Here is a 14,406-nt window from a genome sequence, read left to right as displayed (position 1 = left end):
TGTATAATCCTATTATATTTTTTCTCCCGGAGCTTGTCAAATAAAAAAATTCAAAACTCCATTAATGGGATAATTCCCCCAATGTCTGTCAACGGAATATCTGCTAAAACAACCGGTTCAATTTTTCTGGCTTCCAGAAATTTTTTGATAGATGGATAATCCGGATGATCCTGAATTCTTCCGCAAAACGCAATTTTATGTTTGCTGATTTTGCCGCACGCTCCACCGATAAAACCATACTGAAAACCTTTGAGTCTGATAAATCCCTCTGTTATTTTCAGAACTTCGATTCCAGCCTGCGCTGCCGCCCTCGCAATGCCACTGTCTGAAGTTATAATCGAATTTTCATCAACCACCGCTGCTGAACATTTTGCGTATCCCTGTTTTACGGAAATGATTCGATATTTCTTGGCTATTATGTAATCGAAAATTTCCTTCCCGATTGTTAATTGATTAACAATTGCCTTTTTGCCGAGTAACAGTGCATTCAGTCTCACATCATCTGGATATGGACTTGAAATGACGTATGGCAATTCTGTAATTCTGAAATCGTACTGCAGAAGGTTTTGCTTCAGCCTGCCTGTTCCGGCAGAAAGAAAGAGATTGCACCCACCGGCATGAAAAATATGTAAATCGGAATGACCGGCCAGCCATTCCGATTTACCCCTTTCCGGCAAGACGGGAATTGTTTGGATTCCACATTGATGCAGAGCATCAATCAATTCTGGATATGTACCGGAAACAGCGGCAAGGCTAACCTCTGTTTCCGGTAAACCTGGATTTTCAATATAATGCATTTCTCGACCCCATTACTCATGTCTCAACGCGTCAACCGGTTTCAGCCGCGAAGCCTTATAGGCAGGATATACACTAAATACCGTTCCCGAAAGGACCGCAAACGCTGCTGCCATCAACATAATATCCGGCCGCAATGAGAGTGAAGTATGAAAAACCAAAGAAAGAATCCATGAAACACCACAGCCAATAATAATACCACCAATGCTGCCGACTAGCGAAAGCAGCATCGCTTCAAAAAGGAACTCTGTCATAATGGCAAGCCGGCTGGCTCCCAACGCCTTTTTAATTCCGATTTCTTTGGTTCGCTCCGTTACGGAAACTAGCATTGTCGTCATAATGCTGAGGCTTGCTACAACAAGTGAAACGGCACCTACCGCTGAAAGAATCAGAGTTACAATGCTAAGAATCTGAAGTAATCCATCCTTTTGCTTAGCAAGATTCGTTGACACAAAACCGTCGGTAGTTCCCTTTTCAATATCCAGCCTTTTCACAATCATATTTCCGACTGCCTCAGATTCCGCCGTGCTTTTTACCTTTACTGCAATATCATCAAAATCACTTCGCTGGTTTAACATTTGAACTGTTGTGTATGGCACATAGATGAAGCTGGGGATGTAATCCCCCAAGGCATTTTCCAAGAGCCCCGTTCCGGTTTTGATAATACCGACAACCGTAAATTCCTGCATGGATCCGCCAAAATTGATATTAACCTTTTTTCCGACGATGTTGCTTCTGGAATAGGCCTTCTTTGCAAACAATTCGTCGACTAGGCAAACCTGAGCACAAATGCTGATGTCCCTTTGAGTAAAAAGCCGCCCATACACTGCCTGTAACGATACAACACTGCCGGCGTTGCTGTCGATTCCCCACAGAACCGCATCCGTTGTGATATTTCTCACGGAAACTTCTGTGCTTGTCATCATTACCGGTGTTGTCATCTCAACCTCGCGGAGCCGATTAATCATGGCAAGGTCCTGACTATCCAAGACCGCGTTTTCACTTTTTCCTGACGGCGATATAAAAATCCCGCTCAATCCAAGGCTTTCCATTTCCCCGGTAACTGCCGTTGCACCGCTTTGGCTGATGCTTGCAATAATCACTACAGACGCCACTCCGATTGTAATTCCTAGAATCGTCAGAAGTGTTCTGACCTGTTTTCTGCCAAGGTTGCGCAAAGCACATTTCAAATAATCAATCATGCTGCGCTGCCGCCTTTCGTTATCTTCGCAATGATAACTTTTTGGCCTTCTGAAACATCATCTGGGTTCATAATAACGACGTCGTTTGCCTTTAGGCCGCTTTTTACCTCAAAGCCAGTATCAAATTCCTTACCGGTAACTATGGGAACTCGTTTTACTTTTCCGTCAACAACACAGAAGACATATTCTTTGTTATCGGAGTCCTCACGAACGGCTTCATAAGGGACACATAATACTTTGTCGTTTTTTGAGGTTGTGATCTTTGCTTTTGCCGTAAACCCCGGTTTTACATCTTCTCCCGGGTTATCCACGCTTGCAATTACTTCAACTACAGTTTTCTGCCCGGTTGTCGTCATTGCCTGTTCGGCTGTATCGGCAATGCTGACGATAGATCCGCTGTACACGGAATTCTTGAATCCGACGCCCGAAATTTGAACCTTTTGCCCTTGTTTCAGGTCGGCAACCTGCGATTCGTCCACCGTAAGGCGAACGCGCATCCCCTTATCGTTTTTGATCTTCACAGCGGGAGCATTCGAGCTAATGTAGGACCCTTCGTAAGATACAGCAAGATACTCCACTGTTCCGGCGTTTGTTGCAGAAATGGTGTAAGACTTCTGAGTGTCTTCCATAGCTTGCTCAGCCGCTCCTATCGCCGAAGAAGCAGAGCTTATTCCACCGCTTTGTAAGTACTTGTAGTATTGCTCATACACACCTTGGGCCTTTGCCGCAGATGACTCCGCTGTAGCGGCAGCAGTTGCATTGGGAATAATATCCATAATAGCTTGGCCCGCAGATACGGTATCCCCCACTTTTACGTAAAGCTTTGACACGATTCCAGGCTTGATGGCGTAAATGCTGTTTCCCGGATATTCCTCCACCGTTCCTGTGCAGGTTACGGTATCCTCCACCGAACACGGTGTTACTTGGTATGCAGAGACGCGAATCATCGACTTCTCTACCGAACGGCCAGCGGCGACGATTGCTATAATTGCAGCAGCTGTAAAGGTGAAAAGCATTACATACTTTCTCATTCTCATTCCTCCAACCTCATTCCTCCGACATGCTTATTCTTTGATGGAGGAGGAAAAATATGAGCGGCTATTCCTGTTTTTACATGAATAAATTTGTTTGCCTGCTCAAAACTAAAAATGAGGTGAAGAAAAATGAGTATGATTCAGTGTGATATTGATTGCCTTTATCAAAAAGACGGTTATTGCCAGCTAGAAATGCCATCCGCCATCACGAATTATACTGGAGATGGCTGTGTGCACTGTATAAAAGTAACACCTCGATCTCAAATTGAAAATTCTACTTCACAGCAGCCTCAAACGCCTGCCTCACATCTTTAACTCCAACCAATTCTATATGCTCAAAACGGCGTCCAATGCGGCTGAGGCAATGGTAAGGTAAAATACATTTTTTAAACCCTAGGCGGTCAGCTTCACCGATTCGCGCTTCAACATTGGTAACGGAGCGCAATTCTCCAGCGAGACCAATCTCTCCAAAAGCAATCGCCTCACTGTTGATCGGCTTGTCTTTAAGGCTCGAAATAAGCGCAAGTGCTACCGCAAGATCACCTGCTGGTTCGTCGAGCCTTAAACCGCCGACAACATTTACATATGCGTCAAGGTTTGCAAAATAAAAGCCCTCACGTTTTTCCAAAACGGCCAGAAGCAGAGACATTCGGTTGTAATCAAACCCAGTAGCCATTCTTCTGGGATTCCCGTAACCGGTCGCCGTTGCAAGACCCTGAATTTCTGCAAGAATCGGTCTGGAACCTTCTATCATAGCAGTTACGCATGTTCCCGAAACACCAGTGGGACGTCCAGAAAGAAGCGCTTGTGACGGATTCTCAACTTGATGGAGCCCATCCTCTGACATATCAAAGACTCCAATCTCATTTGTGGAGCCAAAACGGTTTTTCACAGCCCGTAGGATTCGGTAAGACATCTGCCTGTCCCCTTCAAAGTAAAGAACCGTGTCAACGATATGCTCCAAAACCTTTGGACCGGCAATCACTCCGTCTTTATTGACATGTCCTACAAGGATTGCGGGAATTTCCAAAGATTTCGCCACCCGCATAATTGCGGCGGTACATTCCCGTACCTGAGAAACACTCCCCGGAGATGAATTCAGTTCAGCGAGATTCATCGTCTGAATTGAATCAATCATTACCAAGTCTGGCTTGTCCGTTTTTATTTGTTCAATAACATTTTCGATGTCCGTTTCTGTCAAAAGATAAAGATTTGAATTCTCTACCCCAAGGCGAGAGGCACGCAGCTTAATTTGTCTGGCAGATTCCTCACCGGAAACATACAGAATTTTCAGCTTTTTTCCTAAGTAGCCGCAAATCTGCAGCAGAATAGTCGATTTTCCGATTCCCGGCTCGCCGCTCACCAAAATCAAAGAACCTTTTACAATTCCTCCGCCCAAAACGCGGTCGAGCTCACTCATTCCGGTGTGGTATCTTTCCTCATCGGTGACGCTGATTTCAGAAATCGGTACCGAGTGCACAGCGGAACTCTGCCGTGAAGAGGAAGATTTTATTGAGCGAACTGGTTCACGGATTTCTTCTTGCATCGTGTTCCATTTTCCGCAATCCGGACATTTCCCCAACCATTTAGGAGATTCAAAACCGCATTCGGAACATACATAAACGCTTTTCGATTTTCCGGTCATTTTCCAGCCTCATTCCCGCCAATTTGATAACTCTATTATATTCGGCGCCAGACGGAATTACAAGGTTAGCTGGCGTTGGAGAAATAGTCCAGCACTCCGCAGTAAATACAGAAAGCCATCTTCTTTTGGTATACTTCCTGATTTAGCTTTGCGGCTTCCTGTTCATTTGAGAGAAAGCCGCACTCCACCAAGACTGCCGGAACATTTGTATTCCAAAGAAGATAGATAGAGCTTGTCGCCGGTTTTATCGTTCTAGTGTTATTCTTTTGAAGCTGCCCTACCACTTGGCAGCGAATAGCTTCGGCGATATCCTTGCTTTTTTCGTTATTTGTTGAATAAAAAACCTGTGTGCCCCAATATTGACTTTGCTCGAAAAAATTCTCGTGGATGCTGATAAAAATGCAGTTCCCCTGCGACTGAATCAGTTTCAAGCGATTATGAAGATCGCTGACTTTTCGCTCATGGACGGTATTTAGCGGTTCTGAAAGAGAAGTGTCCGTTGTTCTTGTCATAACCACACGGTACCCGGCCGCTTTAAGCAATTGCTGAAGATCTTTTGCAATTGCAAGATTGATATCCTTTTCCGCCTTTGGAGATTTTCCAACGGCTCCTCCATCTTCCCCACCATGCCCTGCGTCAATTACAATCGTCTGTGTATGTTTTTCCGCTTCTGCTGCGGCCATTTTGCTGAGATTCCTACAGGCAATGAAGGAAAGCAGCAAAAATGCGAGGCAGCAAAGGATCAATGCAGCAATTGGCACGGCATTGTGATTCTTTTCTTTCAACGGAATCACCTCGGGTAATTATATGCTCGTTTTTAATTGCTATATGCGGTATTCCTAGAGACAAAAGAAAAGGCGCCGGCCGAAGCCGACGCCCATAGATGCCGAATTTTCAGACATCTTCCGGATCAACATGAGTTCTGTCAGGAGTAGAAGCGTAGTGAAGTTTCTCAACGATCGCCTTTGTGTCACGCGCAATGACAAGCTCTTCGTTAGTGTTAATGACATACACCGGAACAACGGAATCGAAAGTGGAAATCTTTCCTTCTTTTCCGTGAATATATTCATCATTCAGAATCGGATCAATCTTTACGCCGAGATATTTCAGATAACGGCATACGCCATAACGGATTTCAGGCTGATTCTCACCCAGACCTGCGGTGAATACAATGCAGTCCACACCGTTCATGGCAGCTGCGTAAGCACCGATATATTTTGCAATCTGGTAAATCTGCATCTCATGTGCCAGAATTGCCTTCGGATCGCCTTCAATTTCCGCTTTCGTTACATCGCGGTCATCGCTGAGGCCGCAGATTCCATAAACGCCCGACTTTTTGTTGAGGATCTGATTCATTTCCTGCGGAGTGAGGCCCTCTTTTTCCATCAAGAAAGTGATAACGGAGGGGTCAAGTGCTCCGGAACGTGTGCCCATCATGAAGCCGTCGAGCGGAGTCAGGCCCATGCTCGTATCAATGACCTTGCCGTTTTGAATCGCGGCAATGGAGGAACCGTTGCCAATATGGCAGGTAATCATTTTAATGTCTTCCAGCGGCTGATGCATCAGGTGTGCACAATGGTGGCTGACATAGCGGTGGGAAGTACCGTGGAAGCCATAACGGCGAATCTTATATTTCTCGTAGTACTCATAAGGAATTGCATACAGATATGCTTTCGGAGGCATTGTTGAATGGAAAGACGTATCGAACACAACGCACTGCGGCATATCTGCGCCGAACACTTCACGGGACGCGAGAATAGCATCAACTTCCGGTCCGTTGTGCAGCGGTGCGAGCGGAATCAGGCTTTGAATCTGGCGAATCACTTCATCGTTGACCAGAACGGATTTGTCAAATATAGCACCGCCCTGCACGATTCGGTGGCCGATAGCGGAAATCTCGGAAAGGTTTGAAATAACGCCCAACTCAGGGTCTACCAAAGCCTCAGTAACAAGTTTGAACGCATCTACATGGTTTCTAATCTCAGCGTTCTTTTTCATGGAACGGCCGTCGCTGGTTTTGTATTCAATCCGAGAGCCTTCCGCTCCGATTCTTTCACAGATACCCTTTGCAATCATCTTCTCTGTGTCCATATCAATCAGCTGATATTTCAGAGATGAGCTTCCAGCGTTAATTACCAGGATTTTCATTTGTTTCCTCCTACATTGATTTGATTAACTTTCAATATATTTTTGAGATTCATAACTATTGTGAATCTGAACAGCCTATTGAAAGAGTTAACATTTGCTAGTAAAATAGAACGAGTAAAATGGAAATTGACAACGCCAAATACTATCATAATACAAGCATGGTGCAAATTCAAGGAGAATTCTCATAAAATGACGATTGCCGGTATTATTGCCGAATATAATCCGCTTCATAACGGGCATGCTTTTCTTCTTCAGGAAATGCGAAACCTCGGTGCAGATTGCGTCGCCGTTGTCATGAGCGGAAATTTTGTTCAACGCGGTGAAGCGGCAATCCTTTCAAAATGGGCCAGAACTCGAGAAGCTCTTTCTTGCGGTGCAGATCTCGTTGTGGAGCTGCCTCTTCCCTGGGCTGTTTCTGGAGCACAACACTTTTCGCTTGGCGGAGTTTTCCTTCTTTCCGCACTCGGAGTTGACATAATCGGCTTTGGAAGTGAATGCGGCGATATTGGGAAACTTTCTGAAGCCAAACAAGCTTTAGTCTCTCCCCTTCTGCATGAGCAAATGCAGAAATATCTGCAGCAAGGTATGACATTCGCTTCAGCACGTCAGAATGCTGTTGAAAATCTCTTTGGCAGCGAAACTGCACTTCTGCTTCGCAAACCAAACAATGTACTTGGCATAGAATATCTTAGCGCGATTCAACAACTTGGGGCATCTCTGAAACCTTTTACCGTAAAAAGAGTATCGCTTTTCGACTCAAGCAGTGATGAACCGGATGCTGTTGCTTCTTCCTCTCAAATTCGCAAGAAAATTGTAGATGGAAGCTCAGTTTCTCAATATATGCCGGTGCAAGCCTATCAAATTTTAAAAGAAGAAATCTCATCCGGAAGAGCACCTGCAAGCCTTTCGTTTGTGGAACGCGCGATGCTTTCTTCATTTCGGCAGATGGATCGCGTCGCTTTTTCTTCTCTTCCGGACATCAGCGAGGGACTTGAAAACAGAATTTATGCCTCCGTTCAAACTGCCGGCAGCATGAGTGATTTGCTCAAGACTGCAAAAACTAAACGATATCCGATGGCGAGAATTCGCCGAATACTTCTCTCGGCTTTTCTGGGAATTACAAAAGAAGATGCCAAAGGCCTTCCCCCATATCTAAGAATCCTTGGCATTGGAAAAAACGGCGATAAGATTCTACGTCGTGCAAAGGAACAGAAGAAACTGCCAATCATCTCGCGATTTTCAGATACGGAACAGCTTAACCCTCGAGCACGCCGAATCATGGAACTTGAAAATAAATCAACCGATTTGTACTCCCTATGTATGCCTCAAGCAGGACCGTGCGGACTAGATCGATCTACAAAAATCATTGTACTGTAATATCTGTGTACTGAAAGGGTGCATCCCATTGGAAATCGAAGAAATTGATTATAAAAATTTCGGAAAATGTGTGCGTATGACGAATGGCATTATCGATGCCATTGTAACAATAGACTACGGACCCCGCATCATTTATTTCGGTTTCTGCGGAAAAGAAAACATTTTCTATGAGGATTCGGAACGCAGCCATCGAGTGTTATGTAAAAATGCGGAGGATAAAGCCGACTCACAGAACGTGTTTTATCATTACGGAGGACACCGGCTCTGGCTCAGCTCAGAGCGTTCCGCACGAACGATTATCCCTGACAATTCTCCGGTTGTTTACAGTATTTTTTCCGACAGTGTACGTTTTGCGACACCAAAGCCGAAAAACGCAGTTTTTCAAACCGGTTTTGAGGTTTTTATCAGCGAAGACACAGCGGATATTATGGTTTCTCACACCGTTAAGAATGTTTCCAAAGAAGCTCAGCCTTGCGGCTTGTGGCCGATTACCATGCTCGAAGGAAACGATGTCGTCATTCTGCCCCAGAATGCTGACACGAGCGATGATTTTCGTCCAAACAGAGCACTGGTTCTCTGGCCCGGTACCCAGCTGCATGATGATCGAATTTTCATCGGCAACCGCTTCCTTACCATCAGAAAGGATGCTGAAAATTCTGCTCCGTTGAAAATAGGCTGCAACAATGTTTTCGGCTGGGTTGCATTTGTTGGACCACGCTACACATTCTTGAAGCGATATGTTCATGATGTGCAGGCCGTCTATCCGGATTTCGGCAGCTCATGTGAAATCGGTGTTCAAAAAGATTACACTGAGATTCAGTCTATGAGCCCAATGTATCGTGTTGAACCTGGGCAAGAAATTAAACATGTGGAGAACCTTTCCGTATATCTCACCACGGATTGTCTCAATGCAAAAGATGAGAATGCGATTGCAAAATATATGGAAAACCTAAAGTAAAAAAATCCCTGTTCACTTGATGAACAGGGATTTTTGCTTAGCCGATTAATCAGCCGACAGTTCTGTTTGATTTTTTTGTTTCTGCTCCATTTCCTGCTTCTTTGTTCTGCCGTTGCAGATACGGTAGCAAAGCGTCATCAGGCTGTCGTTTAAGTGAACATTCTCTACAATCGTATCCGGGTATTCAAGCGAAATATCATAATGGCTGAAATTCCAAAAGTTCCGAATGCCCAATTGATAAAGAACCTTGCCAAGCTCTTCCACAGCACTGCGCGGAACGCAAAGAACAGCCATCACAGGCTTCTCTTTTTTGCAAAATTTTTCCAGATTATTCACATCTTGGACCTGCAGCCCACCGATCGTCATGCCTATTTTTTGAGGTGAGTTATCGAAAATTCCAATCAAGCGGAAACCATCTGCTTCAAATGCCATGTGGTTGGCAATTGCCATTCCGAGGTTACCGGCTCCCAGCAAAATCGTTTTATAGCCACTCTGCAAACCGAGAATTTTACCGATTTCATCGCAAAGCTGGCTGACTATATAGCCATACCCCTGCTGACCGAAACCACCGAAACAGTTAAGGTCTTGCCGTATCTGCGAAGCTGTAAGCCCCAGTTTTTGCGATAGTTCCGTAGATGAGATTCTGGTGACTCCAGACTCTTTCAAATGATTTAGAAACCGATAGTAACGCGGCAATCGCCGAACAACAGACATTGAAACATTCTCATGCCTCAGCATAATCATACCTCCTAAGGGAAATGATCCATCTTTACAGCCGCGGTCCGAATCTAGTTTCGACTGAAACTGTAACTTTATTTTCTTAGTAGCAAACTGCGCAGACTTCTTACAGTGCCTGCAATCTCTTGTCAACTTCCCTCAGGAAAGTTTCCGTGTCAACTTTCTGAATATTCGGCAAAGTTGATATGGCTGCAAGGTCGCCTGTCATGACGCCTTCTTCAATCGTCTGAATGGATGCTTTCTCCAGCTTTTCCGCAAAAGCAGAGAGATCCTGAAGGCCGTCAAGTTCTCCGCGCTTCTTCAACGCTCCCGTCCAAGCAAAGAGTGTAGCCATGGAATTTGTGGAAGTGGATTCACCCCTGAGGTACTTGTAATAATGGCGCTGCACCGTTCCGTGAGCTGCTTCATACTCATAAACACCGTCCGGTGAAACAAGCACACTTGTCATCATGGCCAAACTACCGAACGCCGTAGCCACCATGTCGCTCATCACATCACCGTCGTAATTTTTGCAGGCCCAGATAAATCCGCCGTTTGAACGTACAACACGGGCAACCGCGTCATCAATCAGAGTGTAAAAATACTTGATACCCGCTTCTTCAAACTTCTCTTTATAAGTAGAATCATACAGCTCATTGAAAATATCCTTGAATCTGTGGTCATATTTTTTGGAAATTGTATCCTTTGTCGAGAACCAAAGGTCTCTCTTGACATCCAGTGCATACTGGAAGCATGATTTCGCAAAGTTTTCAATGCTCTTATCAAGATTATGCTGGCCCTGAATAATGCCGGGTGATTTGAAATCATGAATCAGAGTTCTGGTCTCACTGCCGTCGGCGTTGGTAACAACAAGCTCCGCCTTAGCTCCGGCCGGAACTTGCATCTCAACACCGCGGTAAACGTCACCGTAAGCATGGCGCGCTATAATAATCGGTTTCTTCCATCCGGGTACAAGCGGGGTGATACCCTTCACAAGAATTGGGGTACGGAATACGGTGCCGTCCAGGATGGCACGAATCGTGCCATTCGGCGATTTCCACATCTCCTTGAGGTTGTACTCCTTAACACGGTCTGCATTTGGTGTAATGGTCGCGCACTTTACAGCAACGCCGTACTTCTTTGTTGCCTCAGAAGCATCAACCGTGACTTGGTCATTTGTTTCATCGCGGTGCTTTAGGCCCAGGTCGTAATACTCTGTCTTAAGGTCGACATACGGCTCGATGAGGATTTCCTTAATCTCTTTCCAGATGACGCGCGTCATCTCATCTCCGTCCATTTCGACAAGAGGGGTGCGCATTTGAATTTTTTCCGCCATATTCATTTCCTCCGAAAAACAGTATGATTAGTGCTAGGAATACAGAACCATGTTCATTACTTGCCGGAATGTTCGCGAGTATAGTCGAGCAAACCTCCCGCAAGAACAATCTCACGCTGGCGATCACTCAGCATAGCTTTTACTTCAAACTTTGTACCCTTGGTGAGGTTATTGACAAAAATTCTGCGTTTTTCCGCAATTGCTTTGCGAATATCGGGCAGTTCCAATTCATCCATCTGGTCAACTGCGTCATAATCGCTTTCGTTTACAAAAACGAGCGGAAGGATGCCTGCATTTGCCAAATTTGCACAGTGAATTCTCGCAAAGCTCTTCACGATGACAGCTTTAATTCCCAGATAAAGCGGTACCAATGCTGCATGCTCACGGGAAGAACCTTGCCCGTAATTGGAGCCGCCGATGATAATGCCGGTTCCATGCTGTTTGCAGCGCTCAGGGAATGACTTGTCGCAGACCGAGAAGCAGAACTGAGACATATATGGAATGTTCGAGCGGAACGGAAGGATTTTTGAACCCGCCGGCATAATGTGGTCCGTTGTGATGTTGTCTCCGACTTTCAGAAGTGCTTTGGCCTTAATATTCTCAGGCAGCGGAGAGGTTTTGGGGAAGTCTTTGATATTGGGGCCGCGAAGGATCTCGACCGAATCAGCTTCCTCCGGAGGAGCCGGCGGCTCGATCATATTGTCATCAATATCAAACTTCTCAGGCATGGAAATCGGTTCTTCATGACCGAGTGTTCGCGGGTCTGTCAAAACTCCGGCGATTGCCGATGCTGCCGCTGTTTCCGGGCTGACTAGATAAATCTGAGCATCGGCGGTTCCGGAGCGTCCCAAGAAATTACGGTTGAACGTGCGCAGAGAAATGCCTCCGGAATTCGGAGACTGTCCCATACCGATGCAAGGGCCGCAGGCACATTCCAGTACACGTGCGCCTGCATCAATAATATCCGCCAAGGCACCGTTCTTAGCAAGCATATGAAATACCTGTTTGGAACCTGGTGAAATGGTGAGGCTCACATTCGGAGCAACGGTTTTGCCTTTCAGAATGGAAGCCACACGCATCATATCACGATAAGACGAGTTGGTGCAGGAACCGATGCAGACTTGGTCAATTTTTATTGGGCCAATCTCCTCAACCGATTTTACTGCATCCGGGCTGTGCGGGCAGGCAGCAAGCGGTTTCAGACTAGAGAGGTCAATATGGAGGACTTCATCATAATGAGCATCCGGATCCGGCTGAAGTTCCACCCAGTCTTTTCCGCGTCCCTGTGCTTCCAAAAAGCTCTTTGTAATTTCATCGGACGGGAAAATTGATGTTGTTGCGCCAAGTTCTGCACCCATGTTTGTAATGGTTGCACGTTCCGGAACCGAGAGAGTCTTGACGCCTTCCCCGCCGTATTCAATGATTTTGCCTACGCCGCCTTTTACAGAGAGAAGGCGAAGCACTTCCAGAATAACATCCTTTGCGCTAACCCAATCCGGAAGTTTTCCGGTCAATTCAATATAGACGATTTTGGGCATGGTGATATAGTAAGGGCCACCGCCCATCGCAACTGCAACGTCAAGTCCGCCGGCTCCCATTGCAAGCATGCCGATTCCGCCGCCCGTAGGGGTATGGCTGTCAGAGCCAATCAGGGTTTTCCCCGGGATTCCGAAGCGTTCCAGATGAACCTGATGGCAAATTCCGTTTCCGGGGCGTGAGAAATAGATGCCGTGCTTCTTTGCCTCAGACTGGATGAAACGATGGTCATCTGCATTTTCAAAGCCTGATTGCAAAGTGTTGTGGTCGATATAAGCAACAGAAAGTTCGGTTTTTACACGAGGCACGCCCATGGCTTCAAATTCGAGATAAGCCATCGTTCCAGTAGCATCCTGCGTCAGAGTCTGGTCAATTTTCAGGCCTATTTCCTGGCCGACAACCATTTCTCCGCTGACCAAGTGATTCTTAATGATTTTTTGTGCTAACGTCAAACCCATCGGGATTTATCTCTCCTATCGCTGAATTGAAAATAATATCATCACTGCAAATCTACCAAATAACAAATTCAATTATACTACAAAATTTGCTTATAGGCACTATCACGTTTGTATGACAACCTAAAACATAAACATAATTGTTATTATGTAATAAATTCATCTTATTGTCAATGTCTTAACATTCTGCCCTGAATTTTTTCAGCCCTTTTTAATTTATTGATGAATCCATGCACGGATGATATAATGTTTTGTAGCAGTTGCTTTCCATTTATTTTCCAATTCGTGTATGATATCAGCCTTCGATGGCAAAATAGAGCCATCGGGAGGTTGAGACAATGATACAGAAGGAAAATAATAACAATGAAGTGAAAAACAACACAGCTACAAATATAAAGGGAGATACACAATGCAGCAGCAACCAGAATCAGCAGGTTATTGACACCGGCTCCATCCTTACCAGTGACGGAAGACATACCATTCATTGCCTAACAATAATTGGGCAAATTGAAGGTCACACGGTTCTGCCGTCACAAGACAAGGCTACAAAATATGAACACGTAATTCCGCAGTTGGTTGCAGTTGAGGAATCTCCTGACATTGATGGTCTACTCATTATCATCAATACCGTCGGCGGCGATGTGGAGGCGGGGTTAGCCCTTGCCGAATTGATTGCCGGAATGAGCAAGCCAACGGTTTCCATCGTACTCGGTGGCGGGCACTCCATCGGTGTGCCGCTTGCGGTTTCAGCAAAACATTCATTTATCGTGCCAAGTGCAACCATGACCATTCACCCGGTTCGCATCAACGGTATGATGCTGGGTGTTCCGCAGACGATGGATTATTTCAAAAGAATGCAGGACCGCATTACGAAATTCATTACGGACCACTCTCACATCTCTCCCGAAAGAATGAAAGAGCTTATTGAAAACACCAATGAACTTGTTCTTGACATTGGTTCGATTCTCGACGGCAAACAGGCGGTAGAAGAAGGTCTGATTGATTCTCTCGGTAGCCTTTCGGATGCGATTAAGTGCTTATACAAGATGATTGACGAAAGGCGAGCGGCTGAAAAGGAAAATCAACCTTCTTCTCCCGATAACGGAACGTTGAGATTTGCCGGTAGGAATTGACAATTTGGCGGTGCAAGCCGCCGCTTACATAGAATCTGAGAATGAAAAACCAAAAGGTGGTAAAAATGGC

12 protein-coding genes are annotated in these 14,406 nt (G+C 45.5%); 3 read left to right on the top strand and 9 right to left on the bottom strand.

Features of this window, described 5'->3' with window-relative positions; genetic code table 11:
• Positions 1-50: 50 nt before the first annotated feature.
• The 6 genes from NOG13_RS03605 to NOG13_RS03580 form a co-directional block, all read right to left on the bottom strand.
• Positions 51-797 (bottom strand): DUF6873 family GME fold protein, encoded by a 747-nt coding sequence (locus NOG13_RS03605; protein WP_283110914.1) that lies wholly within the window; start codon positions 795-797, stop codon positions 51-53.
• 12 nt (positions 798-809) lie between these two features.
• Positions 810-1,997: an ABC transporter permease gene (locus tag NOG13_RS03600; RefSeq protein WP_283110913.1), complete on the bottom strand. Its 1,188-nt coding sequence runs from the start codon at positions 1,995-1,997 to the stop codon at positions 810-812.
• Positions 1,994-3,028 carry an efflux RND transporter periplasmic adaptor subunit gene (locus NOG13_RS03595; RefSeq protein WP_283110912.1) on the bottom strand — a complete coding sequence of 345 codons (1,035 nt, stop codon included), beginning with the start codon at positions 3,026-3,028 and terminating at the stop codon, positions 1,994-1,996. Before NOG13_RS03595 ends, NOG13_RS03600 begins: the two co-directional genes overlap by 4 nt.
• 277 nt (positions 3,029-3,305) lie before the next feature.
• Entirely contained in the window at positions 3,306-4,676 is a 1,371-nt protein-coding gene (radA, locus tag NOG13_RS03590) for a DNA repair protein RadA (RefSeq protein WP_283110911.1), read from the bottom strand.
• 65 nt (positions 4,677-4,741) lie between these two features.
• Positions 4,742-5,470, bottom strand: coding sequence for an N-acetylmuramoyl-L-alanine amidase (locus NOG13_RS03585; protein ID WP_283110910.1), 729 nt, complete (start codon positions 5,468-5,470; stop codon positions 4,742-4,744).
• 100 nt (positions 5,471-5,570) lie between these two features.
• Positions 5,571-6,824: an acetate/propionate family kinase gene (locus NOG13_RS03580; RefSeq protein ID WP_283110909.1), complete on the bottom strand. Its 1,254-nt coding sequence runs from the start codon at positions 6,822-6,824 to the stop codon at positions 5,571-5,573.
• 60 nt (positions 6,825-6,884) lie between these two features.
• Between NOG13_RS03580 and NOG13_RS03575 the strand changes: the two genes are divergently transcribed.
• A complete protein-coding gene (locus tag NOG13_RS03575) occupies positions 6,885-8,201 on the top strand; it encodes a tRNA(Met) cytidine acetate ligase (RefSeq protein WP_283110908.1) in 1,317 nt (438 codons plus the stop codon).
• Positions 8,202-8,229: 28 nt separating this feature from the next.
• Positions 8,230-9,159, top strand: coding sequence for a hypothetical protein (locus NOG13_RS03570; RefSeq protein WP_283110907.1), 930 nt, complete (start codon positions 8,230-8,232; stop codon positions 9,157-9,159).
• Positions 9,160-9,204: 45 nt separating this feature from the next.
• Here NOG13_RS03570 and NOG13_RS03565 read toward each other — a convergent pair whose 3' ends face one another.
• The 3 genes from NOG13_RS03565 to NOG13_RS03555 all read right to left on the bottom strand — a co-directional run bounded on the left by NOG13_RS03565 (position 9,205) and on the right by NOG13_RS03555 (position 13,206).
• Positions 9,205-9,897, bottom strand: coding sequence for a redox-sensing transcriptional repressor Rex (locus tag NOG13_RS03565; protein WP_283110906.1), 693 nt, complete (start codon positions 9,895-9,897; stop codon positions 9,205-9,207).
• Positions 9,898-10,003: 106 nt separating this feature from the next.
• A complete protein-coding gene (locus tag NOG13_RS03560) occupies positions 10,004-11,212 on the bottom strand; it encodes an NADP-dependent isocitrate dehydrogenase (protein WP_283110905.1) in 1,209 nt (402 codons plus the stop codon).
• Positions 11,213-11,268: 56 nt separating this feature from the next.
• A complete protein-coding gene (locus NOG13_RS03555; protein ID WP_283110904.1) occupies positions 11,269-13,206 on the bottom strand; it encodes an aconitate hydratase in 1,938 nt (645 codons plus the stop codon).
• Positions 13,207-13,541: 335 nt separating this feature from the next.
• Between NOG13_RS03555 and NOG13_RS03550 the strand changes: the two genes are divergently transcribed.
• Complete coding sequence (locus NOG13_RS03550) at positions 13,542-14,336, top strand: ClpP family protease (protein ID WP_283110903.1); 795 nt, start codon at positions 13,542-13,544, stop codon at positions 14,334-14,336.
• Positions 14,337-14,406 lie beyond the last annotated feature (70 nt).

Origin of the sequence: Thermocaproicibacter melissae (genome assembly GCF_024498295.1) — a bacterium.
Lineage (GTDB): Bacteria > Bacillota > Clostridia > Oscillospirales > Acutalibacteraceae > Thermocaproicibacter > Thermocaproicibacter melissae.
The sequence above is the reverse complement of the archived record's forward strand: the minus strand, read 5'-3'. Positions and strand labels throughout refer to the sequence as shown.

What these genes read in the sequence shown, in the direction of transcription:
- NOG13_RS03605 (WP_283110914.1), bottom strand. Translation starts at nt 797, where the DNA reads ATGCATTATATTGAAAATCCAGGTTTACCGGAAACAGAGGTTAGCCTT.
- NOG13_RS03565 (WP_283110906.1), bottom strand. Translation starts at nt 9,897, where the DNA reads ATGCTGAGGCATGAGAATGTTTCAATGTCTGTTGTTCGGCGATTGCCG.
- radA (WP_283110911.1), bottom strand. Translation starts at nt 4,676, where the DNA reads ATGACCGGAAAATCGAAAAGCGTTTATGTATGTTCCGAATGCGGTTTT.
- NOG13_RS03600 (WP_283110913.1), bottom strand. Translation starts at nt 1,997, where the DNA reads ATGATTGATTATTTGAAATGTGCTTTGCGCAACCTTGGCAGAAAACAG.
- NOG13_RS03560 (WP_283110905.1), bottom strand. Translation starts at nt 11,212, where the DNA reads ATGGCGGAAAAAATTCAAATGCGCACCCCTCTTGTCGAAATGGACGGA.
- NOG13_RS03555 (WP_283110904.1), bottom strand. Translation starts at nt 13,206, where the DNA reads ATGGGTTTGACGTTAGCACAAAAAATCATTAAGAATCACTTGGTCAGC.
- NOG13_RS03580 (WP_283110909.1), bottom strand. Translation starts at nt 6,824, where the DNA reads ATGAAAATCCTGGTAATTAACGCTGGAAGCTCATCTCTGAAATATCAG.
- NOG13_RS03550 (WP_283110903.1), top strand. Translation starts at nt 13,542, where the DNA reads ATGATACAGAAGGAAAATAATAACAATGAAGTGAAAAACAACACAGCT.
- NOG13_RS03595 (WP_283110912.1), bottom strand. Translation starts at nt 3,028, where the DNA reads ATGAGAAAGTATGTAATGCTTTTCACCTTTACAGCTGCTGCAATTATA.